At 34.3% G+C, this 25,438-nt stretch carries 25 protein-coding genes and 1 riboswitch; of the genes, 6 read left to right on the top strand and 19 right to left on the bottom strand.

Annotated elements, in window-relative coordinates; all coding sequences use genetic code 11:
* The first annotated feature begins 3 nt into the window (after window positions 1–3).
* The 5 genes from ACQY6M_RS14255 (at window position 4) to ACQY6M_RS14235 (ending at window position 3,982) form a co-directional block, all read left to right on the top strand.
* Window positions 4–750 carry an SDR family NAD(P)-dependent oxidoreductase gene (locus ACQY6M_RS14255; protein WP_428741147.1) on the top strand — a complete coding sequence of 249 codons (747 nt, stop codon included), beginning with the start codon at window positions 4–6 and terminating at the stop codon, window positions 748–750.
* Between the two features lie 23 nt (window positions 751–773).
* Entirely contained in the window at window positions 774–1,856 is a 1,083-nt protein-coding gene (locus ACQY6M_RS14250; protein ID WP_428741148.1) for a bestrophin family protein, read from the top strand.
* Window positions 1,857–1,873: 17 nt separating this feature from the next.
* Window positions 1,874–2,581, top strand: a complete 708-nt coding sequence (locus tag ACQY6M_RS14245; protein WP_428741149.1) for an SDR family oxidoreductase — start codon at window positions 1,874–1,876, stop codon at window positions 2,579–2,581.
* A 189-nt stretch (window positions 2,582–2,770) separates the two neighbouring features.
* Window positions 2,771–3,310, top strand: a complete 540-nt coding sequence (locus tag ACQY6M_RS14240; RefSeq protein WP_428741150.1) for a Crp/Fnr family transcriptional regulator — start codon at window positions 2,771–2,773, stop codon at window positions 3,308–3,310.
* Window positions 3,311–3,388: 78 nt separating this feature from the next.
* Window positions 3,389–3,982, top strand: coding sequence for an NAD(P)H-dependent oxidoreductase (locus tag ACQY6M_RS14235; protein WP_428741151.1), 594 nt, complete (start codon window positions 3,389–3,391; stop codon window positions 3,980–3,982).
* 222 nt (window positions 3,983–4,204) lie between these two features.
* On the opposite strand, the gene cysM is transcribed toward ACQY6M_RS14235, so the two are convergent.
* From cysM to msrB, 19 genes are all read right to left on the bottom strand, one after another.
* Complete coding sequence (gene cysM / locus ACQY6M_RS14230; protein WP_428741152.1) at window positions 4,205–5,092, bottom strand: cysteine synthase CysM; 888 nt, start codon at window positions 5,090–5,092, stop codon at window positions 4,205–4,207.
* Between the two features lie 19 nt (window positions 5,093–5,111).
* Window positions 5,112–5,855, bottom strand: coding sequence for a serine O-acetyltransferase EpsC (gene epsC, locus ACQY6M_RS14225; RefSeq protein ID WP_428741153.1), 744 nt, complete (start codon window positions 5,853–5,855; stop codon window positions 5,112–5,114).
* A 25-nt stretch (window positions 5,856–5,880) separates the two neighbouring features.
* Window positions 5,881–6,216, bottom strand: coding sequence for a ferredoxin (locus ACQY6M_RS14220; protein ID WP_428741155.1), 336 nt, complete (start codon window positions 6,214–6,216; stop codon window positions 5,881–5,883).
* A gap of 136 nt (window positions 6,217–6,352) precedes the next feature.
* Window positions 6,353–7,408, bottom strand: coding sequence for an NAD(P)/FAD-dependent oxidoreductase (locus ACQY6M_RS14215; protein WP_428741156.1), 1,056 nt, complete (start codon window positions 7,406–7,408; stop codon window positions 6,353–6,355).
* Window positions 7,409–7,506: 98 nt separating this feature from the next.
* Entirely contained in the window at window positions 7,507–8,082 is a 576-nt protein-coding gene (locus ACQY6M_RS14210) for a precorrin-2 dehydrogenase/sirohydrochlorin ferrochelatase family protein (protein ID WP_428741157.1), read from the bottom strand.
* A complete protein-coding gene (cobA, locus tag ACQY6M_RS14205; protein ID WP_428741158.1) occupies window positions 8,082–8,849 on the bottom strand; it encodes a uroporphyrinogen-III C-methyltransferase in 768 nt (255 codons plus the stop codon). Before cobA ends, ACQY6M_RS14210 begins: the two co-directional genes overlap by 1 nt.
* A gap of 13 nt (window positions 8,850–8,862) precedes the next feature.
* Complete coding sequence (locus tag ACQY6M_RS14200) at window positions 8,863–10,965, bottom strand: nitrite reductase (protein WP_428741159.1); 2,103 nt, start codon at window positions 10,963–10,965, stop codon at window positions 8,863–8,865.
* A gap of 37 nt (window positions 10,966–11,002) precedes the next feature.
* Window positions 11,003–11,353, bottom strand: coding sequence for a 4Fe-4S dicluster domain-containing protein (locus tag ACQY6M_RS14195; protein WP_428741160.1), 351 nt, complete (start codon window positions 11,351–11,353; stop codon window positions 11,003–11,005).
* A gap of 12 nt (window positions 11,354–11,365) precedes the next feature.
* Window positions 11,366–12,616 carry a sulfate adenylyltransferase subunit 1 gene (locus ACQY6M_RS14190; RefSeq protein ID WP_428741161.1) on the bottom strand — a complete coding sequence of 417 codons (1,251 nt, stop codon included), beginning with the start codon at window positions 12,614–12,616 and terminating at the stop codon, window positions 11,366–11,368.
* 38 nt (window positions 12,617–12,654) lie between these two features.
* Window positions 12,655–13,560 carry a sulfate adenylyltransferase subunit CysD gene (cysD, locus tag ACQY6M_RS14185; RefSeq protein WP_428741162.1) on the bottom strand — a complete coding sequence of 302 codons (906 nt, stop codon included), beginning with the start codon at window positions 13,558–13,560 and terminating at the stop codon, window positions 12,655–12,657.
* Between the two features lie 11 nt (window positions 13,561–13,571).
* Window positions 13,572–14,180: a phosphoadenosine phosphosulfate reductase family protein gene (locus tag ACQY6M_RS14180; RefSeq protein WP_428741181.1), complete on the bottom strand. Its 609-nt coding sequence runs from the start codon at window positions 14,178–14,180 to the stop codon at window positions 13,572–13,574.
* Window positions 14,181–14,191: 11 nt separating this feature from the next.
* Complete coding sequence (locus tag ACQY6M_RS14175) at window positions 14,192–14,446, bottom strand: DUF2061 domain-containing protein (RefSeq protein ID WP_428741163.1); 255 nt, start codon at window positions 14,444–14,446, stop codon at window positions 14,192–14,194.
* Between the two features lie 116 nt (window positions 14,447–14,562).
* Window positions 14,563–14,970: an RrF2 family transcriptional regulator gene (locus ACQY6M_RS14170; protein ID WP_428741164.1), complete on the bottom strand. Its 408-nt coding sequence runs from the start codon at window positions 14,968–14,970 to the stop codon at window positions 14,563–14,565.
* 23 nt (window positions 14,971–14,993) lie between these two features.
* The gene (locus ACQY6M_RS14165; RefSeq protein WP_428741165.1) at window positions 14,994–16,160 is read right to left on the bottom strand and encodes a trans-sulfuration enzyme family protein; all 1,167 of its coding nucleotides are present in this window, start codon (window positions 16,158–16,160) and stop codon (window positions 14,994–14,996) included.
* A gap of 110 nt (window positions 16,161–16,270) precedes the next feature.
* Window positions 16,271–19,669, bottom strand: a complete 3,399-nt coding sequence (gene thrA, locus ACQY6M_RS14160) for a bifunctional aspartate kinase/homoserine dehydrogenase I (RefSeq protein WP_428741166.1) — start codon at window positions 19,667–19,669, stop codon at window positions 16,271–16,273.
* Between the two features lie 56 nt (window positions 19,670–19,725).
* Window positions 19,726–21,018, bottom strand: coding sequence for an O-acetylhomoserine aminocarboxypropyltransferase/cysteine synthase family protein (locus ACQY6M_RS14155; protein ID WP_428741167.1), 1,293 nt, complete (start codon window positions 21,016–21,018; stop codon window positions 19,726–19,728).
* 130 nt (window positions 21,019–21,148) lie between these two features.
* A riboswitch (SAM riboswitch) is annotated at window positions 21,149–21,261 on the bottom strand.
* Window positions 21,262–21,445: 184 nt separating this feature from the next.
* On the bottom strand, window positions 21,446–23,014 hold the full coding sequence (locus ACQY6M_RS14150) for a protein adenylyltransferase SelO (RefSeq protein ID WP_428741168.1): 1,569 nt from the start codon (window positions 23,012–23,014) through the stop codon (window positions 21,446–21,448).
* Window positions 23,015–23,022: 8 nt separating this feature from the next.
* On the bottom strand, window positions 23,023–23,571 hold the full coding sequence (msrA, locus tag ACQY6M_RS14145; RefSeq protein WP_428741169.1) for a peptide-methionine (S)-S-oxide reductase MsrA: 549 nt from the start codon (window positions 23,569–23,571) through the stop codon (window positions 23,023–23,025).
* Between the two features lie 14 nt (window positions 23,572–23,585).
* Window positions 23,586–24,032 (bottom strand): peptide-methionine (R)-S-oxide reductase MsrB, encoded by a 447-nt coding sequence (gene msrB / locus ACQY6M_RS14140; protein ID WP_428741182.1) that lies wholly within the window; start codon window positions 24,030–24,032, stop codon window positions 23,586–23,588.
* A 165-nt stretch (window positions 24,033–24,197) separates the two neighbouring features.
* Here msrB and ACQY6M_RS14135 point away from each other — a divergent pair, with 165 nt between their 5' ends.
* Window positions 24,198–25,433 (top strand): alginate export family protein, encoded by a 1,236-nt coding sequence (locus tag ACQY6M_RS14135; protein WP_428741170.1) that lies wholly within the window; start codon window positions 24,198–24,200, stop codon window positions 25,431–25,433.
* The last annotated feature ends 5 nt before the right edge of the window (window positions 25,434–25,438 follow it).

Here is a 25,438-nt window from a genome sequence, read left to right as displayed (position 1 = left end):
AATATGAAATATACTTTAATAACAGGAGCAAGTTCCGGAATCGGGAGGTCAATTGCAATAGAATTTGCGAAAAATCAACATAATTTAATAATTGTTGCACGAAGAAAGGACAGATTAATGAAACTTAAATCTGAATTAGAAAGTGAATATAATATTAATGTTATAGTAAAAGTTTTTGATTTATCTGAACTCAATTCCGGTCAAAAATTATATGATGATTGTAAAGAATTTGATATTGATGTAGTTATCAATAACGCAGGTTTTGGAGATTTTGCTAATGCATGGGAAGTTAACCTTGATAAAATTAATTCAATGTTAAACCTTAATATTCATGCTTTAACTCAAATTTCTCTAAATTATTTAAGAGATTATAAAGACACAAATGCTACTTTGATAAACATTGCTTCTACTGGTGGCTATAAAATGTATCCAACAGCAACTCCCTATTGTGCAACAAAGTTTTTTGTTTCTTCATTTACTGAAGGAGTATCAAAAAACTTGAGCATGGAAAATAAACCAATGAGGGCAAAGGTTTTGGCTCCAGCTGGGACAGCAACAGAATTCTTTGATTTAGCAAATAATATAAATATACAGGAAGGTAATAAACCTAAAATGGGACAGGATTATTTATCACCAGAAATTTTAGCTCAATATGCGTATGCATTATTTAAAAGTGATAAAATAGTTGGAATTATTGAAAATGGTAAAGATTTAGTTTTAAAAGATCCAGCATTTGAAACCGTGATATAATTTTTTAAAATAAAAAATCAATTATGTATATCAAGAAAAATTATTCATTGACTACAATGTTAAGTTGGACAAGAAGATATATTTTCTTTTTCTTATTTGTGTCTTTAATTCCAGTAATTTTATATGACATTTTAGGATGGAAATGGCTTCACCTTCCTTGGTTACCGATTAGCTTAGTTGGTACAGCACTTGCTTTTATAATTGGTTTTAAAAATAATGCTTCATATGGTCGACTTTGGGAAGCTAGGATTATTTATGGAGGTATTGTTAATGCATCTAGGTTGCTCGCTACGATGGTAAATGATTTCATCACAAATGAACATGCCAAAAACAAACTATCAGAAGATGAATTTTATGAGATTAAAAAGATTATAATCCATCGACATATTGCTTGGATGACATCGCTCAGACATTCCCTAAGAACTAAAAAACCTTGGGAAACATCTGTAACAAATAAGTCAGACCAAGAGTATATGAAACAAATAAGAGTGAAAGAATATGAATCTACTTTAAAGGAAGAACTTAATGGATATGTCTCTGATGAAGAGTTGAATTACATACTTAACATGACAAGTAAACAGAATGCATGTTTGAATCTTCAATCAAAACATTTTAGGCAATTAAAAATGGACGGATTAATTGAGGATTTTAGACATATGGAATTCAAAAATATGATAGGTGAACTTTTTGCTTTACAAGGAAAAGCTGAAAGAATTAAGAACTTTCCATATCCAAGACAATTTGCAACATTAAATCTTTATTTTGTTTGGATTTTTATTTTTTTGTTGCCTTTTGGTTTGATGAATGAGTTTGATTTGATTGGGCAATCACTTCTAGAAAACCATTTAGAAAATAACTCTTTTAATAAATTTATAGCCGAAAATTTTGTTTGGTTAACAATTCCATTTAGCATAATTATTTCATGGATATTTTTTATCATGGAAAGAATTGGTGATGTTTCTGAAAATCCTTTTGAAGGCATAGGAAATGATGTTCCTATTACTACCATTTCTAAAGGTATTGAAATTGATATTCGCGAGATGATTGGAGAAAAAAAAGAGGATATCCCAATGCCACATCCCATATATGCAGATACTCAAATGTAATTTTAAAATAAAATATTATGAAAATTAATGATGCAAAAGTAATCATAACAGGTGCTACAAGTGGTATTGGTTATGAGACAGCAAAAGTTTTAAAGAAACATGGTGCACAAGTGGTTATTTCTGGTAGAAATGATGCTAAACTTCAAAAAGCCATAAAAGAATTAGACACTTTAGGTTTCGTTGCAGATGTTACAAAAGAAGAAGACATTAAAGCGCTTTTTGATTTTGCTATAAAAAGTATGGGAACTATAAATGTACTTATCAATAATGCAGGAATTGGCTCGCTTACACCTTTAACAGAAACCACGTTAAAGGATTTTCAAAACCAATGGGAAGTAAATACCAAAGGTTTGTTTTTAGCAGGGAGAGAAGCTGCAAAACATTTTATAAAGTCACAATACGGAAATATTATAAATATAGGTTCTACTGCTGCTGTTAGAGGTTTTCAAACTGGCTCTGCTTACGTAGCAAGCAAATTTGCAGTAACAGGTTTAACTGAATGTTGGCGAGCAGAATTACGCCCTCATAATATTAGAGTAGCTCAAGTAAACCCTAGCGAAGTAGTAACAGATTTTATTGAAAAAGCGGGCTTAGAATTGAAAAACACAACTTATAAACTTAAACCTTCTGAAATAGCTCATACTATTTTAGCAATGCTATCCTTAAGTGATATTGGCTTCATACCTAGTGCCGAAGTTTGGGCTACTAATCCGAATAGGAAATAAAAAGATAAATAAACCAGCACACAACACCGTATATAAAAAATAGCGGTTTAAGTGCTTAATCGAAAATGAATTTTATAAATTTAAGGCAGCTCCAAAACGAAAAGTCCGTTAGTAAAACCCGCTACTTTTCATATACAAAAACGTTAGCTTTAACCCGACCAAAGCGACCGCCACAACAAAACAAAAGAAATGGGAATTTTTAAAAATCAATTTTCTGAATGGACAAAATTTGAAAACCTTTTCCAGCGACAAGAAATTCCTGCAAAAACCATTTTATTAAACGAAGACGAAAAATCTAAAAAAGCATTCTTTATTGAGAAAGGTTGTTTGCGTCTTTGTTTCAACAACAACGGTAAAGACATTACTTTTCAATTCTTTTTCGAGAACGAATTTGTTTCGTCAATCGAGAGTTTTTTGGGAGACCAACTGAGTATGTTTACGATTGAAAGTATCGAACCTTCCATAATTCATTCTATTACAAAAAAAGATTTTCAATTTATATTAGAAAACTCTGAGATCATAAAAACACAAGTTGAAGAATTTACATTTCAGCGATTGGTACTTTACCAAAAACTATTTTTGTCACGCATAAAACACAATCCAGAAAGGCGTTATGCCGAATTAATGAAAACCAATCCCGAAATAATTTTGAGAGTCCCGCAACATTACATCGCTTCATTTTTGGGCATTACATCCGTTTCTTTGAGCCGAATACGAAACCGACAATAAAAGCATTTATTTACAATTGTTATCGTCTGCCGTTTTCTAACGACCCAATTTTGTACCATAATTTTAAATGATACAAAAATGAAAGTAGTAATAGTTTTCAATCATCCCTATCAGAGAAGTTTCTGCAATGCAATTCTCAATTCCGTAACCAACGGACTAAAGAAAGTAAATCATGAAGTAGATTTAATTCACTTGGATAACGACAATTTTAATCCTATAATGACAGCAGGAGATTTAAAAGGTTTTCGAGACAAAAAAACGATTGATCCAAAAGTTTTGGAATACAGCCAAAGAATAAAAAATGCAGACCATTTAATTTTCATTTTTCCAATATGGTGGGAACTAATGCCTGCACTAACCAAAGGATTTGTGGACAAAGTGATTTTTCCCGGAGTTGCATACGATTATACAAACAGGGAAAATACTCGAATGAAACCTCTTTGGGAAAATTTAAAAGGCGTGACAATGATTACAACGATGAATACACCAAATTGGCTGTATTGGTTGCTTTTCGGAAACGCCATTAAAAAGGCAATGGTTATGGGAACTTTTTGGAAAATCGGTTTCAAAAACAGAAAATGGATAAGTTTCAACCAAGTGAAGCAGGTCTCGAAAGAGAAACGTGAAAAATGGTTAATTGGACTTGAGCAGAAATTTGAGAAGTTGAAATAAAAAGGCTACAGCTAACATTGTGTATAAGCAATAACGGTTTAAGTGCATACTTAAACCGTTTTCGCATTTAATTAAGTATCTTGACATCTTACGGTTTAGTGGCTTGAAATCCGCTACTACTCATGCACTAAACCGTTACCAAATAAATCAAAAAATGAAAATTATTTACTCCTATTCCCGCCTTAGCGGGAATTTCTATATTATAAAATAAGTAAAGGTTATTTATTGAAACAAATCCGAAGATAAATAGCGGTCTCCTCTGTCACAAATTACTGCCACAATCACTCCTTTATCAATCGTTTGGGCTATTTCTAATGCTGCATGTACCGCTCCTCCACTACTCATTCCTGCAAAAACACCTTCTTCTTGTGCTAGCCTTCTCGTCATATTTTTAGCATCGTTTTCGTCTAGTTCAACCACTTGATCTACCTTACTTTTATTAAAGAATTTTGGTTGATAAGCTGGTGTCCACTTACGAATTCCTGGAATTTTAGCTCCGTCTTTAGGTTGCGCTCCAATAATTTGTACCTCAGGATTTTGTTCTTTCAAATAGGTAGAAACTCCCATAATGGTTCCTGTAGTTCCCATCGCTGAGACAAAATGTGTTACTTCTCCTTCGGTATCGTTCCAAATTTCCGGACCTGTGGTTTTATAGTGTGCCTTCCAGTTATCGGTATTTTCAAACTGATTCAGCATAAAATAGCCTTTTTTATAACGTAGTTCTAAGGCAACATCTCTAGAACCTTCAATTCCTTTTTCTGCATCTGTTAAAATAACCTCAGCTCCGTAAGCTCGCATCGTTTTTACACGTTCTTCGGTAGAATTTTCAGGCATTACCAATACCATGTTTACACCTAATATTTTAGCCATGAGCGCTAATGCAATTCCTGTGTTTCCACTAGTAGCTTCTACTAAATAATCTCCTGGACGAATATTTTTTCTCTTGATAGCCTCAGCTATCATATTGTAAGCGGCTCTATCTTTTACACTTCCGCCAGGGTTATCTCCTTCTAATTTTAGCAATAGCTTCACCCCTTCTTTTTGAAGAATGTTGGAAACTTCAATTAGTGGCGTATTCCCTATAGTATCTATTATCGTTTTAGTTTTCATGGTTAATTTTATACCTACATCATTTAACATAGGATTTTCTAGTGGTTATTTTATTTTCTGACTCATAGGTTACAATAGATCCTTCAGGTACAGAAGTAATTACGCAAACATTAGCGCCAATAATACTATCACTACCTATCACTACATCTCCCCCTAAGATAGTGGCGTTGGCATAAATGGTTACATTACTTTCAATAGTTGGATGTCTTTTAGTGGATGCCAATTCTTTTTTTACTTGAATTCCTCCTAAAGTGACTCCTTGGTATATTTTTACGTTCTCTTTAATAATCGTGGTTTCACCTATGACAATTCCCGTAGCGTGATCTATAAAAAACGAATCGCCAATGGTTGCTCCTGGGTGAATATCAGTTCCCGTTAATCCATGTGCATATTCGCTCATCATTCTTGGTAAAATAGGAACTTCCATTTTGTACAATTCATGACTCAATCGATATACGGCAATGGCATGAAACCCCGGATAGGCTAAATACACTTCTCCTAAGCTTTTACAGGCAGGATCTGTCTTTTCAAATGCTTTGGCATCTAAATCTAACTTTTCTCGTATTTCGCAAAACGTTTGTTGATATGCTGCCCATACTTCCAAAGCATCTTCAATAGCTAAGCCATTTAAAATTTTTACAAACTTTTCTTTTAAATGATTTGCCTTTTCTTGGCATACATCGCTAAACAATGCATAAAATAATTGTTTGGTAAAAACTTCTACATCATCTTTTAATGATAAATCGTACTGTTTGAATTGCATTTACTATTTTTTATTACAAAAATAACTAACTTTCAGGCGCTAACTCTATTTCTAACCCTTCTAATTCAGGAGTTATGTGAATTTGACACCCTAAACGACTATTTTCTTCTACATGAAAAGCTTCTGCTAACATTGCGTCTTCATCGTCATTCATCTCTGGCAATTCATGATTTGATTTTATATAACATTGACAAGAGGCACACATTGCCATTCCTCCACAAATCCCAATAGTTCCTTCTGGAGCAAGTTCGTAAGAACGAACCACTTCCATTAAGTTCATTGCCATATCTGTCGGAGCAACTACCTCATGCATTACACCATCGCGGTCTGTTATTTTTATCGTAATATCTTGACTATCCATTTTTACAATTTCTTACAGGAATCAGTAGTTAGGAAAACTATTACAAGGTTTATCGATGAAGAGGGTAATTACTTGAAACAAATAATTACAACAAACCTATATGCCAACTCCTAACTACTTTCATCCTAAAATTCTTTTACTCAATTGCTTTTACTACTGCTTTTGGTGCTTCTTTTCGCGTTCCATCAAAACCATCTACCCCTCCTACTGTTGTATACTTCATCACATATTTTTTATCTGGATGAATACGCTTGTAAGCACTCTGACACATTAACGTTGCTTCGTGGAATCCACATAAAATCAATTTTAATTTTCCTGGATAGGTATTCACATCACCAATGGCATAAATACCTTCTACATTCGTTTGATAGTCTAACGCATTATTTACTTTAATGGCATTCTTCTCAATCTCTAATCCCCAATTGGCAATCGGTCCTAACTTTGGTGCCAATCCAAATAGCGGAATGAAATGATCTGTATCAATGATGAATGGTTCTTTACCTGTTTCCTCTACTACCACCCCAGTTACGTGCTCTTTTCCTAATACTGCTTTTACCTCAGCAGGCGTTATCAAATTGATTTTTCCTAAATTCTTTAATTCTTGAACTTTTTCTACAGAATCCAACGCACCTCTAAACTCGTTTCTTCGATGAATCAAGGTTACTGATTTAGCCACGTCTGTTAAGAAAATAGACCAATCTAAAGCAGAATCTCCTCCACCTGCGATTACTACATCTTTATCACGATACAGTTCTGGTTCTTTAATCATGTACTCCACTCCCTTATCTTCAAAATCAATAATGTTTGGAATGATAGGCTTACGTGGTTCAAAACTTCCTAACCCTCCTGCAATAGCTACCACAGGTGCTTGGTGTTTGGTTCCTTTATTGGTAGTTACAATAAACGTTCCGTCATCTTGCTTTTCAATAGTATCCGCACGCTCTCCTAAGGTAAACCCTGGTTCAAATTGTTTGATTTGTTCCATCAGGTTCTTGGTTAAATCTCCTGCTAAAATCTCTGGATATGCAGGAATATCATAAATAGGTTTCTTCGGATAAATTTCTGAACACTGCCCACCTGGTTGCGGTAAGGCATCAATTAAATGACAACGTAGTTTTAATAATCCTGCTTCAAAAACTGTAAATAGTCCTGTTGGACCCGCTCCAATAATTAATATATCTGTTTGTATCATGTTCCCTTTATTTTGTCATTACGAGAATTCCAATGAATTGGAATACGAAGTAATCTGTTTGTCGACTAACAGATTGCTTCACTTTGTTCGCAATGACGTTACTTTACCAAGCTCTCTGTTAGCTTATTTAATGTTTCTACTTTTTGTTCAAAGTTTCCTTTGATGGTTTTTCTGTAACTATTTAAATTTTGTACTAATTGATTGATGTCATCTGGAATCACTTCCTCAAAAAACTGACGTAATCTCTTAGCAGTCGTGGGTGATTTACCATTGGTTGAAATAGCTACTTTTACATTTCCTTTGGTAACTATTCCGCCCATATAAAAATCACAATACGGTGGATTATCAGCTACATTCACCAAGGTATTTTGGTTTCTACAATCTTTATACACCTGCATATTTACCTCTGGAACATCTGTAGTTGCAATCACCAAATGTTTTTCTTGTAAATACGTATCGTTATAACTATCTACTATCATGCTCACCTTACCTTTTTGAGCTACTTTAACAGTTTCATCTCTAAAAAAAGGAGCGACCATTGTTACCTTTGCATCTGGACTCGATTTTAATAAAAATCGTAGTTTTTCTTCTGCTACAAACCCTCCTCCTACAATTAGCACTTCCAATTCTTTAGTCTTTAAAAAAATTGGATATAAATTATTTCTTTCTTCCATTATACCACCTCTTTTAAAGCTACTTCTTGTTGCACTTGTAACAATTGTTTTCTGTGATTTACCACATCTCCTAACAGAATAATAGCAGGGTTACTCAAGTTATTTTTAGCCACTACTTCTTCTATAGTATCTACGGTACCAATTCCTATTTTTTCTTCAGGAGTCGTTCCGTTTTGAATAATGGCTACTGGTAATTCATTCTTTCCTTCTGCTTTAAAAAGCTGAATAATTTCTGAAAGTTTGCCCATTCCCATTAAAATAACAACCGTTGCACTCGATTTTGCTGCTAAGGCAACATCGTTTGATAATTGGTGTTGTTTAGTGGTTCCTGTAATTACCCAAAAGCTTTCTGAACTGCCTCTTTTTGTCAACGGAATATTCTGATACGCTGGTACCGCTAACGATGAAGAAATACCTGGCACTACAGCAACCTCTAATCCGTGTTTTGCTGCATACTCCATTTCTTCTGCCCCTCTACCAAAAATGAAAGGGTCACCTCCTTTTAAACGTACTACATGTCCGTGAGAAAATCCTCTAGCAACAATCAACTCATTGATTTGTTCTTGTTGATATCGATAGCATCCTCTACGTTTTCCTACAAAAATTAATTCTGCATTCGGATTCACATATCCTAACAGTTCGTTATTCACCAATGCATCGTACAATACCACATCTGCTTGTTCTAATGCTTTGATGGCTTTTAAGGTGATTAAATCAGCATCTCCTGGTCCTGCACCTACTACGGTTAATTTCGGTTGATTTTTCATTGGACTCTCCTTTTTAACTTTCTACGGCTGCCTTTCTATAAACATCTACTGTTTTATAAAATACTGTTGCAGTTTCTAAATATGCTTTTGTAAAAGCTTCCGTAGGTTCATTCTTGTTAATTTGATAAATCAATTCTGAGAATGAACTTGATAATTCTATTTTATTTGTTGCTACAAAGGTTTCATCAAAATTGGTGATGATCTCTGCTTGTGTATTGGTTTTTGCTCCTTCGGCCATTAACAATGCTTTGGCTGTATTTATCATTGCGGCATACGAGTGATAAATACTGTCTGACCACTGTTGGTTGTTATAAGCCTGTGTTGCATTATCTAACTTTTCTTCACTTTCAAATAATAAAGTGGCTACCAAATCAATTACAACTCCAGCACATTCCCCTACTCCTATGGCTTTTACATAATTTTTATCGTGTCCCCAATCAATAAAATCATCTTCTGTTAAATTGGTGGTGTCTGATAATTCTTTCAATAACTCATAGAAATAGTTCTTTCCTTGTCTATCATAATAGCTTAAGAAATCCTCTGTTGCTTGTTTATGGCTTTCGAAGTCGTTTAATAAGATTCGTAAAGATTCTGGTCCTCTTTTACTTGGGATTTTAATCAACTTATCTGCAAAACGACCATTTCCGCCACCTAAAACTCCTCCTCCAACTAATACTTGTAAAGCAGGTGCTAATAACTTTCCTACTTTTATTGACATTCCTTGAAAACCAATGTGTGCCATGTTGTGTTGTCCACAAGCATTCATACATCCACTAATTTTGATAGTGATGTCTTTGTTATTTACATACTGTGGATATTCAGCTTTTAACACACGTTCTAACTCTGCTGCAATTCCTGTACTACTAGCAATACCTAAATTACACGTGTCGGTTCCAGGACATGCTGTGATATCGTTTAAACTGTTATATCCTACCTCTGCAAAGCCTAACTTTTGTAATTCTGTATAGAAAAAAGGTAAAAACGCTGCTCTCACGTGACGAATCAAGATGTTTTGACGTAAGGTAAAACGTAACTCATTCGCTCCATATTTCTTGATTAAATCTGCCAACAAACGTGCTTTATCAGTATAAAAATCTCCTAACAAAACTTTAATCCCTATCGCATACAATCCTTCTTGCTTTTGCTGAATTACATTGGTTTCTTTCCAGTTTTGATATGCCTCTTCATCTTCTATCACTACTGAAGGAACCTCGTTGGTTTCAAAAACAATGTCTTGCTCAAAATCAGCAGTATTAATTGGATAAGTTTTATAAGCCAATGCGTTTCTTTCAGCAGCTACTAGTTCTAAAAAGGCATCCACTCCTAAATCCTTCACTAAGAATTTTAAACGAGCTTTGGCTCTTTTTACACGCTCTCCGTAACGATCAAACACGCGTAATACACCTTCAATAGTAGGAATTAACAACTCCGCCTCTAAAAACTCATAAATTACATCTGCATGACGCGGTTGTGAACCTAATCCACCAGCTAACAACACTTTAAAACCTTTTACCACTTTACCATCTACTGTTTTCGTTTTAGCAATAAACCCTAAATCGTGGATAAAACTCAACGCAGTATCCTCTTCTGATGCCGAAAAAGACATTTTGAACTTTCTTCCCATTTCTTGACAGATTGGATTGCGTAAGAAAAACTGAAAAGTAGCATGTGCATACGGTGTTACATCAAACGGTTCTTTCGAATCAATCCCCGCAGTTTCTGAAGCCGTTACATTACGTACGGCATTACCACATGCTTCTCGTAACGTAATATCGTCTTTCTCTAACTGCGCCCATAACTCAGGAGTTCTGTCTAAACTTACGTGGTGAATTTGAATATCTTGACGTGTCGTAATGTGTAAACGACCACGAGAATATTCGTCAGAAACATTCGCTATTCTATGCAACTGTTCACTCGTAACTTTACCATAGGGTAACTTGATACGAATCATTTGTACTCCAAATTGGCGTTGACCGTAAATTCCCCTTGCTAAACGTAAGCTTCTAAAACGTTCTTCATCTATTTTTCCTTCGTTAAACAAACGTATCTTACGTTCTAACTCTAGGATATCCTTTTCTACAACAGGATTTTCTATTTCTGATCTAAAACTTTGCATGTGGTTTTTTAATAATTGTTTGCTTATAAAAGCGTTGTTATTCGTTATGTAAGAACTTTTGCTTTGCTAACAATTGTTCTTCTGTTTCTACATGTGCATCATCTGGCACGCAACAATCTACTGGACATACTGCCGCACATTGTGGCTCATCATGAAACCCTTTACACTCGGTACATTTATCAGGTACTATAAAATAATACTCATCTGATACCGGTGCATTCTCTTCATCTGCATTTACCGAAGTTCCATCCAATAAGGTTACATTTCCTTGTAAAGAAGTTCCTTCGCTATATTTCCAGTCACTTGCTCCTTCATAAATGGCTGTATTTGGACATTCTGGTTCACATGCCCCACAGTTGATGCACTCATCTGTAATAATTATTGCCATAACTTTTAAATTTTAGTACTTGATAAAACCAACTCCTGACGTATTATTCGTCTTAGGGTTGATAATGATAAATGCTCCATTTGCCTTATTTTCTTCATATGAATCAACAAACAAAGACTTACTTACTTTTAAACTTACTTCGCCTATTTCGTTTAATGATAACTTAGCAGGCGCTTCTTCTACTCCAGAAAAATCGGTACGAATGATTGTTTTTAACTCTGTTATCTTCGCTTGTACATCGTTTACTCCATGTTTGATATAATATTTTTCTGAAGCTTGCAGCGGAGTTTTGTCCATCCAACAAATCGTAGCCTCTAATTGCTTTACTACGAATGGTTCTTCTCCTTCTTTTACCAACATATCTCCTCTGCTCACATTTACATCATCTTCTAAAGTGATGTTTATCGAACTTCCTCGCTTTGCTCTTGCATATTCTTTATCAAAAAACTGAATGCTCTTTATCGTAGATTTTGTTGCTGATGGTAATACGGTTACTGCATCACCTACTGCTAAATCTCCTCCGTATAATTTTCCAGCATATCCTCTAAAATCATGGTATTCATCTGTTTTAGGTCGAATAACCGTTTGCACAGGAAAACGTGCCTTTGACTCTTCTTGAATATCTTCTGGTTCTAAATTCTCTAAGTGACTCAATAAAGTATCTCCTTGATACCAAGACATTTTTTCTGAAGATTCTACTACGTTATCTCCGTGTAATGCTGAAAGTGGTATAAACGTGATGTTTTGATTTTTATAGGCACTTTTTTGTGATAAATACTCTATTTCTCCTTTGATTTGATTGAACTTTTCTTCTGAAAAATCTACCAAATCCATTTTATTCACGGCTACCACTACATCTTTCACTCTCAATAAATTATTGATAAAGAAATGACGGTAGGTTTGCTCTACTACACCGTTTCTTGCGTCTACCAATATGATAGAAGCTTGCGAGTTAGATGCCCCAGTAACCATGTTTCTGGTATATTCTATATGACCAGGAGTATCGGCTATGATAAAACTCGTTTTAGGAGTTGAAAAATAAATATGAGCTACATCAATGGTTATTCCTTGTTCACGTTCTGCTACCAAACCATCTGTTGCTAAAGAAAAATCCAAGTAATCAAATCCGCGTTGCTTACTTTTCTCTTCTATAGCTTCTAATTTATCTTGTGTTAATGACTTTGTATCGTATAAAATGCGCCCTATTAGTGTACTCTTTCCATCATCTACACTTCCTGCTGTTGCTATTTTTACTACGTTCATATTTTATGTCTTTTTTAAGGCTTATTGCTGATACCTTTTTAAAAATATCCTTGTTGTTTGCGTTTTTCCATTGCAGCTTCAGATCGTTTATCATCAATCCTTGCACCTCTTTCTGATATGGTAGATTCTCTAATTTCATCTACCACCGTATCAATATCGATTGCATCAGATAATACGGCAGCGGTACAGCTCATATCTCCTACGGTTCTAAATCGAACCATACGTTCGCGTACTTCTTCTTCCTTTTCTCTATACACTACTTCATCATTTGCCGACCAAATCAATCCGTCTCTAACAAAAGTGGCTCTTTTGTGAGCAAAATAGATGGATGGAATTTCAATTTGTTCTTGTTGTATATACGACCAAACATCTAATTCTGTCCAGTTAGAAATTGGGAAAACACGTACATTTTGCCCTAAATCAATTCTTCCGTTCAACATGTCGAACAACTCTGGTCGTTGATTTTTTTCATCCCATTGTCCAAAATCGTCTCGCACTGAGAAAATACGTTCTTTAGCTCTAGCCTTCTCTTCATCTCTACGCGCACCACCGATACACGCATCGAAACCAAATTCTTCAATGGCATCTAATAACGTTTCGGTTTGTAGCATGTTTCGGCTCGCGTACTTTCCTGTTTCTTCTTTTACTTTACCAGCATCAATATTATCTTGTACTTCTCTTACGATTAACTCTACTCCTAACTCTTCTACCAATCGATCTCTAAATTCAATAGTCTCTGGAAAATTATGTCCCGTATCGATATGTAATAAAGGGAATGGAATTTTTGCTGGATAAAAAGCTTTTTGAGCCAGTCGCACCAGTGTTATACTGTCTTTTCCCCCTGAGAACAGCAACACTGGTTTTTCAAATTGTGCGACGACTTCTCTTAATATATATATGGCTTCACTTTCTAAAGCTCCTACTTGTATAACTTCTGTATTCATAATCATGTTCTTTAAATATGTAAACCACATTCTCTATTACTTTCTACCTTAGTAGGATCAAAGTATTTAAGCTCGTTTGGTAATTGATGTTCTTGTAAATAGGCATCTAGCTCTTCGTCTGACCAATGGTAAAACGGACTTACTTTTAACACACCATCTTTACTTTTTGAAACAATATCAATGCTATCTCTAAAGGCAGTCTGTCCTTTTCTTAAGTTGGTAAACCAAACATCTGGTTTATGCTCACTCATTGCTCTTTTGAAAGGCTCTAACTTTACTTGCTCAGTAAACTCTGCATGCTTAGGATCATCTATTGTTGGTAATCCAAGAGTAATGTTCCTATGTGCTACCGTTTGTTTAGGCACATATAATTGAATATTTAAACCTAATTTATCGATTAACTCTTCTGCATGCTTATACGTTTGAGGAGTGTTATAACCTGTATCGCACCAAATAACTTCTATATTCTTTTTAACTGACGATACAGCGTGTAAAATGGCACTTTCATAAGGACGAAAATTCGTGGTTACTACTGCCTTATTAGCTTGTAATAATGCCCAAACAATAATCTCTTTTGGAGATTTATTTTTTAATTCTGCGTTTACCGATTCTAAATTCATTATTTCTATACTCATTTTTTGCCCCATTTTATACTGTTCCAAACTCTTTCATGAAAAAAATACAATAGCATTTTAGTGATCAATTCTATAGCTCCAATTGAAAAGGCTGTTTTTATTTGACCTGTAACTATCCATGAAATTAATACCGTGTCAATAGTTCCAACTACTCTCCAACTTATTGATTTTACAATGCTTCTTACTGGTTTTTCAGAAAGTTTATCGTCTCTATAATTCGCTTTATTTTCTATTATTTGTTCTGCAATCATTTTAAAATACCTTTACCCTATCGGAATACTAGGTTTTAAGTCGACAAATATACATACTCATTTTAATTCTCCAAGGAGAAATTTAAAAAATAACAAGAGTTTACATTTTGTTAATACTACACTAAATCTGCAAGTGTGTTATCACGAAGTACTTGTAGCGTATTATCTCTTACTTGAATCATTAGTTTGTGTACTGAACAGGCATCCTCATCTGGACAGTCATCACATTTTTCGTAATAATTCAAACTAACACATGGTACCATAGCTATAGGACCTTCGAGTGTTCTAATAACATCAGTCATTTTAATTTCGTTCGCAGGCTTTAGCAAATAATAGCCTCCACCCTTTCCTTTTTTGGCGCCTAAAAGTCCTGATTTTCGTAAGGTAAGTAATATGCTTTCTAGAAATTTATGCGAAATATTTTCACTATCAGATATCGTAGCGATTTGTACCATAGTGCCTTTTTCTTGCCTTGCAATGAAAGTAAGTGCCTTAATTCCGTATTTTGTTTTCTTAGAAAGCATATCACAAATATATGCTTTACTTCCTAATTATTTAATGCTTGATTTAAATCGTAAATTATATCTTCTACATTTTCTAGTCCTACTGAACATCGTACCAGTCCGTCTGTAATTCCAACTTCTAAACGATCTTCTTCACTTAATTTGCTATGAGTGGTTGATGCTGGGTGTGTTACAATCGTTCGTGTATCTCCTAAATTTGCTGATAATGAGCATACTTTTATAGTATTCAAAAATTTGCGCCCAGCTTCAATTCCTCCTTTTACTTCAAAAGCGACAATGTTTCCTCCCAATCGCATTTGCTTTTTTGCTATTTCATACTGTGGATGCGATGTTAAAAAAGGATACTTTACCAAATTCACTTTTGGGTGTTCTTCTAAAAACTGTGCTACTTTCAACGCATTTTCACAATGCTTTTCCACTCGTATCGATAAAGTTTCTACGCTCTTAGACAATACCCAGGCATTGAATGGTGACATTGCAGGACCTGTATTTCTTGAAAACAAATAAATCTCCCTTATCAACTCTTCTTTTCCTACTGCAACACCGCCTAAAACACGACCTTGACCATCTATCAGCTTCGTTGCAGAGTGAATTACCAAATCTGCTCCAAATTTGATTGGATTCTGTAAATATGGAGTTGCAAAGCAATTATCTATCACCAATAATAAATTATGTTTCTTTGCAATGCTTCCTAACAACTCTAAATCTAAAATATCAACTGCTGGATTGGTTGGAGTTTCTGCATACAATATTTTTGTATTCGGCTGAATCAAACTTTCAATCTTAGCTACTTCTGTAATTTTAAAATAACTTGTGTCTATATTCCATTTAGGTAAATACTTTGTAAACAAGGTATGAGTTGACCCGAAAACAGAACGACATGACACGATATGATCTCCCGCATTTAACAAAGCTCCAAAAGTAGAAAACACCGCTGCCATACCTGTTGCAAAAGCATACCCTGCTTCTGCTCCTTCCATTGTTACTATTTTATCGACAAATTCTGTGGTATTCGGATTTGAGAATCTACTGTATAAATTCTTCTCCTTTTCTTCAGCAAAAGATGCTCGCATATCTTCAGCATCATCAAACACAAAACTTGATGTTAAATACAGTGGTGTTGAATGTTCTGAAAATTGAGTACGCTCTGTTTGCGTTCGTATGGCTTGGGTTTCGAAATGTTGATTCATGTTATTTTTTTAGATGTTAGATCGCTTCGCTGTCAGATAAAAGAATCAAGATTTTTGGGTCTTAGCTCTTTATATCTTTTCTCTCTGCTCTATTTTCTGGGTTCTTAATTCTAGTTATTATTCTTTGCTAATCGTAAAATGTCTCCAAATACGCCTCTTGCAGTAACTTTAGATCCTGCTCCTGCTCCTTGAATGACAATAGGTTGTTCTCCATAAGACTCCGTATAAATTTCAAAAATGGCATCAGAACCTTTTAAACTTCCTAAGGGTGAATTCTCTGGTACAGATACTAATTTTACATCCAATTCTCCTTTCGACTGTTGTAAGTCACCATGCAAATCACCAATATATCGTAATACATGACTTTCTTCCTGTGCCTCTTTTTGTTGTTGGAATGTAGTATCTAGCTTCTCTAAACTTGATAAAAATTCGTCAGAAGATATTTCTCTAAATGCTGATGGAATTAGGTTTTCAATTTGAATATCCTCAAATTCATTTTCTAAATCCAATTCACGAGCTAAAATCAACAACTTTCTGGCAACATCATTTCCACATAAATCTTCACGAGGATCTGGTTCTGTAAATCCTTTATCAATGGCTTCTTGTAACACTGTTGAAAATGGTACATCTTCCGCAGAAAACTTATTAAACAAATAACTTAAAGATCCTGAGAATACACCTCGAATTCTCGTGATATTCTCTCCTGAATCGTGTAATAGTTTAATCGTATCAATCAATGGTAAACCTGCACCAACATTGGTTTCATAGAGATAACTCTTTTTATTTTTATCTAAGGTTGTGCGCAGTTTTTTATAAAAATCATACGAAACTGTATTTGCTATTTTGTTAGAAGAAACTAAGTCGAATCCAGCATTGACTAATGGAATGTAATTCTCTATAAAATCTAAGCTAGCTGTATTATCTACTGCGATTAAATTCTCTAAGTGATGCTCTTTCGCATAGTTGATTACACTGTTAGCTATATCCTGATTTTCTTCATTTTTCTCTAGCTCCTTCGACCAATTAGTTCCAACTCCATTTTTTTCTAAAAACACTTTTTTTGAATTAGCAATCGCAAAAATGTTTAATTGAATTTTGCGTCTTTCTAAAATTGATTTTGTGTTTTCTAAAACCTGCTCTATTAACGTTCCTCCTACCAAACCTTTACCAAAAACAGCGATGTTAATCTTTTTAGCGACTCCAAATACTTGACCATGAATAACATTCAACGCCTTGTGTAATTGCTCTTTCTTCACTACCAAGCTCACATTTTTACCTGTAATGGTATTGTTAAACAATAATGGAACTATTTGGTTCTTAATTAAAGCGTTGTATGGGTGGTGAAACTCACTTAAATCTTGACCAATTATTGAAATTACCGATACTTCATCTTGAATCGAAATCTGATTGACATCTTTCGTTTGTATATCATTTTCAAACTCTTGTTCTAAGGCTTTTACAGCTGATGTAGCATTCGATTTATCAACTACTAAACCAATACCTCTTTCAGAAGAACCTTGTGAAATGATACTTACACTAATTCCGTGATTGCTCAATGCTTTAAAGATACGTGCATCCACTCCTACTTTACCTAACAAGCCTCTTCCTTCAAAATTGATTAAAGCAACCTTGTCTAAAACCGATAAGGATTTGATTCCTTTTAAAGTTGATTTTGCTGTAATCAACGTACCATTATCATTAGGATTGAAAGTATTTAAAATTCGAAGATTGATGTTCTTCTCTAATAATGGAATAATGGTTTTAGCATGTAAGATATTCGCTCCGAAATTTGCCAATTCATTTGCCTCTGAAAATGACAATACTTCTATCTTCTTAGCATCTGCTACCAAATCAGGATTGGCAGTGAAGATTCCATCTACATGTGTATAGTTTTGTAACTCTTCAGCATCCAAATAGTTCGCTAATAACGAGGCTGTGTAATTACTCCCATTTCTACCCAACGTAGTGGTTTCGTTTTTTAGGTTTGATGCTATAAAGCCAGCTACTACATTAACCGTTGTTCCGTTATGCTGCTTAAAATGATTTAACACATTTTCTTTAGATACCTCTACAATTGATTGTCCTTTCCCAACAGTTTCATCTGTTTTCAACAACGCTCTCGAATCCGTAGCTAGTGCATTGATCCCTTTTTGTTGTAACAAGTCGGTTACCGTTTTTATCGATAACAACTCACCTTGTGCCAACACTTCATCTTTTATCTTTTGGCTATAATCCCCTAACAAATGTACCCCTTCAAACAACTTTTCTAAGCGATTAAATTCCGTAGAAAAATCTACCAACGGAGTTAATTTGGTTTGCTCAAATCGAAACGCTTCTAATTGTTCTTTAAAAGCTTCATTTTTAGCGGCTCTTTCTAAGAGTTCTTCTAACTCATCTGTGGCATTTCCTCTTGCTGATACCACCACTGCTATCTTTTCTCCTTCATTAATTTTTTGCTCTATGATAGATACTACATTTTGTATCCCTTCATTCGACAAAGATTTTCCGCCAAACTTTAAAATTTTCATTCTTTTATTTGTTGATTTTTGATTGAATATCGGTTCAATAATTTTTTCTAATTGCTTGTATTCTATTAAGAAAGCATCATGCCCATGATCTGAATTAATTTCATTGTAGGTTACATTCGCATGAGCAGATGCTAGTTGTTTGTGTGTTTCTCTGTTTTCTTCCGCAGTAAAAAACAAATCAGAATCTACGCCAACAATATGGATGTCTGCTTCGATGGTTTCCAATACATCCAGCCCTTCTCTTCCTTTTGTTACATCAATGGTTTTTAATAACTGATTCATCAATTTGTAAGAAGCTAATTGATAGCGTTCTTGTAACTTTTTTCCATGATGTAACAACCAACTCTCTACATTAAAAAGCGTGGATTCTTCATTTTTCGAACGCTGAAAACGTTTTTTAAACGACTCTGGTGTTCTATAACACAACATTGCGTGCATGCGTGCATCGTGTACAGGATTGCTAGAATTGATTAAAAATTGCTCTTGTATTTGACAATTCGCTATCAACCAATCGGTCGATTTCCAATCGGTTGCTACTGGAATTAAATGCTCGGTAATTTTCGGATTCAACACAGCCATTTCCCATGCTATTCCACCACCTAAAGATCCTCCTATCAACGCAAATAATTGTGTTATGTTGAGTTGTTCTAGCCCTTGTAGAAAAATGTTTGCAATATCACGTGCTTCAAAACTTTTATAATCATCAATTAAAAAATCGTCATACCCATTTCCTGGTATGTTAAAGCACAAAATGGTATATTCTTTAGTGTCTATAACCTTGTTATCTCCTATTAAATCTTGCCACCAACCATTAGTTCCTGCAACATTGCTGTTTCCTGTTAGTGCATGGTTAATAAGTACTACAGGAGCGGTACCCAATGTTTTTCCAAAAACTTGGTAGCTTAACGGAATTGTATCGAATTGCGTACCGCTTATTGTGGTATAACTAAGAATATGTATGTGCTGTAAATCACTTTTCATTACCGATATTGTTTAATGTTATCCTGAAGTAAATTCAGAATTGGTAGCTTGTTTTATTATGCTAATACTTCTTTAGAAATTTTAGCAAATGCTTCTTGTAAATCGGTTTTTAAATCTTCAATGTTTTCCAAACCAACTGATAAACGAATTAAGTCTTTCGTTACTCCCGTACTTTCTTGCGCTTCATCACTCAATTGTTGGTGTGTAGTACTCGCTGGATGGATAATTAAAGATTTAGTATCTCCAATATTGGCTAATAATGAAAAGAGTTTTGTGTTGTCTGCAATAGTTTTAGCTGCTTCGTAGCCCCCTTTAACACCAAAGGTTACCAATCCACTTTGACCTTTTGGTAAGTATTCATCAGCTAAAGTTTTGTATGTATTTCCTTCTAAACCTGGATAGTTTACCCAAGCAACTTCATCTTGTTCTTGCAACCACTTTGCTAGTTTCAATGCATTATCACTATGCTTTTGAATTCGTACTTCTAAGGTTTCTAATCCTTGAATAATGTTAAAAGCATTTGTTGGACTTAAAGCGCCACCAAAATCACGTAATCCTTCTAAAATCAGTTTAAACGTATACGATGCAGCTCCTAAAGCTTCATAGTATACCAATCCGTGATATCCTGCTGAAGGTTCTGTAAACTCAGGAAACTTTCCATTTGCCCAGTTAAAGGTTCCTGCATCAATAATTGCTCCTCCTAATGAGTTTCCTTGTCCACCAATGTATTTTGTTAACGAGTGAATTACAATATCGGCTCCATGTTCTATCGGGTTTAATAATGCTGGTGTAGCCACTGTATTATCTACAATAAAAGGCACTTCTGCTTTTTTAGCATGTGCAGATATGGCTTTTAAATCCAACACATCTAACTTAGGATTTCCTAATGATTCTACAAAAAAAGCTCTTGTGTTTTCTTGTACAGCTTCTGCAAAACTATCTGGGTTTGATGCATCTACAAACGTAGTAGTGATTCCTAATCTTGGTAAAGTGACATTTAATAAATTGTAGGTTCCACCATACAAACTACTAGAAGCGACAATATGGTCTCCTGCTTTTAATAAGGTTAACAATCCAGTCGAAATAGCAGCAGTACCTGAAGCAAAAACTACAGCTCCAATACCACCTTCTAAAGCAGCCAAACGATCTTGCAAAATTTGATTCGTGGGATTATTTAATCGGGTGTAAATAAACCCGAGTTCTTTTAACGAAAATAAATTTGCTGCATGTTCTGCATCGTTAAAAACATACGACGTAGTTTGATAAATTGGAACTGCTCTAGTTCCACTTGTTTGTGTTACATCGTGACCTGCGTGCAACGCATTTGTTGCGAATTTTTGTGTACTCATTTTTCTTGTTTTTGAGTTAATAAAAATTAAACCAAAAGCCAAAACACATCTATTTTTAGATGTTGCTTACTAGAAAAATGTTATTAAGAAATTACAAGAAGTCTCAGTAGTTTTTATTGAAACTTCTTTTAGGTTATCTATCCTCGAGTTTTGCACTCTGGTAGAATTTAGCACCTTCTTTGTTTGCACAAAGGGTTGCTAAGGCTTCATAGGGTCTAATCCCTCCACCTTTCTTGATAACATCGTCAATAAGTGTTTGAACTTTTACGAGCACAAATATTCAATTATAAAAATGTAATATCCAAATTTTTTTACATTTTTTATTACAACAAATGTTTAAATGTACTATAAAATAAAATTACAAACAATTAAAAGCCAGATTTTTAAAATCTTTCATTTAAACAATTAATTGAATATTAAAAATACACTAAGAACTACAGGATAACATAGAACATCCTACCTTATTTCGAGCCCATTCTGGTCGTTTTCTAAACCATTTTTCGTGTTTTGGTTGCTCGTCATACGGATTTTTTAACAGCTCATATAACTCATTTAAAAGCGTATAATTTCCTTTATCTGCATCATCAATTGCCAATTGAGCCATATAATTTCGAAGCACATATTTCGGATTTACAGCATTCATTTTTGTCTTTTTATCTTCATCTGAAATAGTTTCATCTTCCAATCTTTCCAAGTAATTTTGAAACCAATTTTCCCAAGATAATTTGAGTTCATCAACAATTTCTGAAGGTGTATAAAATGCTTTTTCTATTTTTTTGATGGCATTTTGGACAGTATCTTTTTTTGAGATATTTGCTAACAATCTGAAAAAAATAGTCATATCCGTTTCTGATTTTTGGAGTACCTCTTCTAAGTCTGAAACCAATTTTTCATCTGTTTCCTTTGAGGAAAAAAGTCCTAATTTTTCTCGCATCATTTGCATGTAAACCTCAGGAAACTTTTCTTGATAATATTCCAAAATAGCTTCTAAGGGTTCCGCTTCTTCAATTAAAAGGTATAACGTATTTGCTAACTGATACAAATTCCACAAAACAATCTCAGGTTGTGTACCATATCGATAACGTTTGTGAGTATTATCGGTTGTATTAGGCGTCCAACCATGGTCATAACCTTCTAACCATCCATAAGGTCCATAATCAATTGTAAGACCTAGAATAGACATATTATCTGTATTCATTACTCCATGTACAAACCCAACACGTTGCCAATGAATTACCATTTCTAAACTACGGTCTGTAACTTCCTTAAAAAAGGAAATATACGTTTCTTTTGAAGGTATTCCTAAATGAGAAAAGTGATGTTTAATGGTATAATCTACCAGTATTTTCAAGGTTTTTACATCTCTTCTGGCTGCTAAAATCTGATAGTTTCCAAAGCGTAAAAAAGATTCGGCAGTTCTACATACAATTGCTCCTTTTTCATAGGCAGTATTTCCGTCGTACATCACGTCTCGTAACACTTGGTCTCCCGACAATGCCAACGATAATGCCCTCGTAGTAGGAACTCCCAAATGATACATCGCCTCACTACACAAATATTCGCGAATAGAAGAACGTAATACTGCTAATCCGTCTGCTGTTCGTGAATATGGAGTTTCTCCAGCTCCTTTTAATTGTAAAGTCCATCTTTTGTTATCGTGAAGAACTTCAAACAAATTAATTGCCCTACCATCTCCTAATTGACCTGCCCAATGTCCAAACTGATGTCCTCCATAACACATCGCGTAAGGAGAGGTATTGGAATGTACTTCGTTTCCTGTAAAAACATTTTTAAATTCTTCTGAAGCTATTTTTTCTACCGAAAGTCCTAACGACTTCGCCATTTCATCTGAAACATGTAACATCTTTGGATTGGATGTCTTTTTAGGTGTTACAAATGAAAAACAAGCTTCAGTAACCTGTCTTCGAGCGTTCTCTTGAACAGGATCCGCAGGCAATTCTTTATTAAAAATATCTTTTATGGTAAAGTCTAACACGTTTAGTTCTAATTTTCAGATTTTAACTTATTTGCGTACATTTTTCTAAGTTTAGACAACTTAGGCGAAATTACTACTGCACAATACATTTGTTCCTTATTATTTTCATAGTAGTTTTGATGATAGTCTTCTGCTGCATGAAATGTTGAAGCAGCACTTACTTCAGTTACAATAGTTTCTTCAAAATAAGGCTTTAATTCCTCTATTACTTTCTCTGCTATTGCTCGTTGTTCATCAGTATGATAAAAAATAACTGATCGATATTGAGTACCTACATCGGCTCCTTGTCTATTTAAAGTTGTAGGATCATGACTTGTCATAAAAATTATTAACAACTCTTCAAAGCTTATAATATCAGGATTATAGGTTACTTGAATTACTTCTGCATGTCCTGTTAATCCAGAACACACTTCTCTATAGGTTGGTGTTCCTGGAACGGTTCCTCCCATATATCCTGATACTACTTTTTCTACTCCTTCTATTTGATTAAAGACTGCTTCAACACACCAAAAACAACCACCACCGACAGTTAATACTTCTTTATTATTCTTTGTCATTTATTTCACACATTTTATTCAGTATCTAAAACCATAGATGCTGAGTTAATACAATAACGTAATCCACTAGGTTCAGGTCCATCAGGAAACACGTGTCCTAAATGAGCATCGCATGTATTGCACATCACTTCTACTCGCACCATTCCAAAAGTAGTGTCTTTTTCATACTTAATAGCATTTTCTTTAATAGGTTGTGTAAAACTTGGCCAACCTGTACCTGAGCTAAATTTGATAGAAGAATCAAATAATGGTGTACCGCAACACACACATTTGTATTTACCAGCATCATACACACTACACAATTCTCCAGAATTAGGACGTTCTGTTCCTTTTTGTCTTGTAATTTTAAACTGTTCAGGTGTTAAAACCGCTTTCCATTCTTCTGGAGTCTTTTCTACTCTACTGTCTGGTATTGGATTTTCATTTACTGCAAAATAAATAACATCTTTCCAAGTCAATATTTTATCATTCATTTATGTGTTCTTTTAATTTGATTAGTAGTTATTTACTTACATTACTTACAAAAAAGATGTTTTTATCTCTTTTTTAATAAAGGATGATTTTTATCATCTTTTTTAAAGCAAGAACCTCTGTAATTTGTGTAAAAATACGAAATACACAATTTTATGAGAACATATAGAATTACTACAGCATTATTTCTTTTTGCTATTACTACAACATTTGCTCAGTTAAAAATTGATGCAGAGGTACGTCCACGTGCTGAGTATAGACATGGATTTAAAACATTATTTCCTGACAATACAGATCCAGCAATGTTTGTTTCGCAAAGAACACGGTTAAACACTAGTTACTCCATAGAAAAATTAAACTTTTATATCAGTTTTCAAGATGTAAGGGTTTGGGGAGATGTTCCGCAACTAAACAGTGCAGACAATAATGGTTTAAGTATACATCAAGCTTGGGGAGAAATACTCTTAGACTCTAATTTTTCTGTTAAACTAGGACGTCAAGAGGTTATTTACGATGATAGTAGAATTTTTGGTAATGTAGGTTGGGCTCAACAAGCTCGCAGCCATGATATGGCAATGCTAAAGTATCAAAAAAATGATTTTAAGTTTGATATTGGTTTGGCTTTTAATCAATCTAGTGAAAATTTAACAGGTACAGATTTAACTACCCCTAATACTTATAAAGCAATGCAATATGCATGGTTGCATAAAGATTGGAATGATTTTTCTGGTAGTTTTTTATTCTTGAATAATGGAATGTCTACTCCAAATGGGCTTAAATACAGTCAAACTGTTGGTACACATTTAAAAGGAAAAAAGGATAATTTAAATATTACTGCTAATCTATACTATCAATTTGGAAATGATGCTTTAAATAGAGACCTAAGTGCTTATTTACTTGGTATTGAAGCCAATTATAAGATATCTAAAACTACCAAAGTTGGTTTAGGAGCCGAATTACAAAGTGGTAACGACTACAATACTTCTGCTGATGAAAACAAAGCCTTTTCTCCTTTTTATGGAACCAACCATAAATTCAACGGTTTTATGGATTACTTCTATGTTGGAAATCATATGAACAGTGTAGGTTTATTCGATATTTATGCAAAGGCAAACTTTTCTTTAAACCCAAAATCAAATATAACAGCATTTATACATAATTTTTCTGCAGCTTCCGATATCAATGCTACTGTTTCAAAACAGTTAGGTACAGAAGTTGATTTAGTTTATGCATACAAATTCACCAAAGAAATAGGCTTTAAAGCAGGATACTCTCAAATGTTTACTTCTGAAGGAATGGAAGTATTAAAAGGAAATGCAGATGATAATACTAACAATTGGGGATGGATGATGGTAACTATAAATCCTACCCTATTCACCTCTAAAAAATAAAAAGT

Source organism: Tenacibaculum sp. (assembly GCF_050290165.1).
Lineage (GTDB): Bacteria > Bacteroidota > Bacteroidia > Flavobacteriales > Flavobacteriaceae > Polaribacter.
Note: the sequence above shows the minus strand (reverse complement) of the source record. Positions and strands in the feature narration are given on the sequence as shown.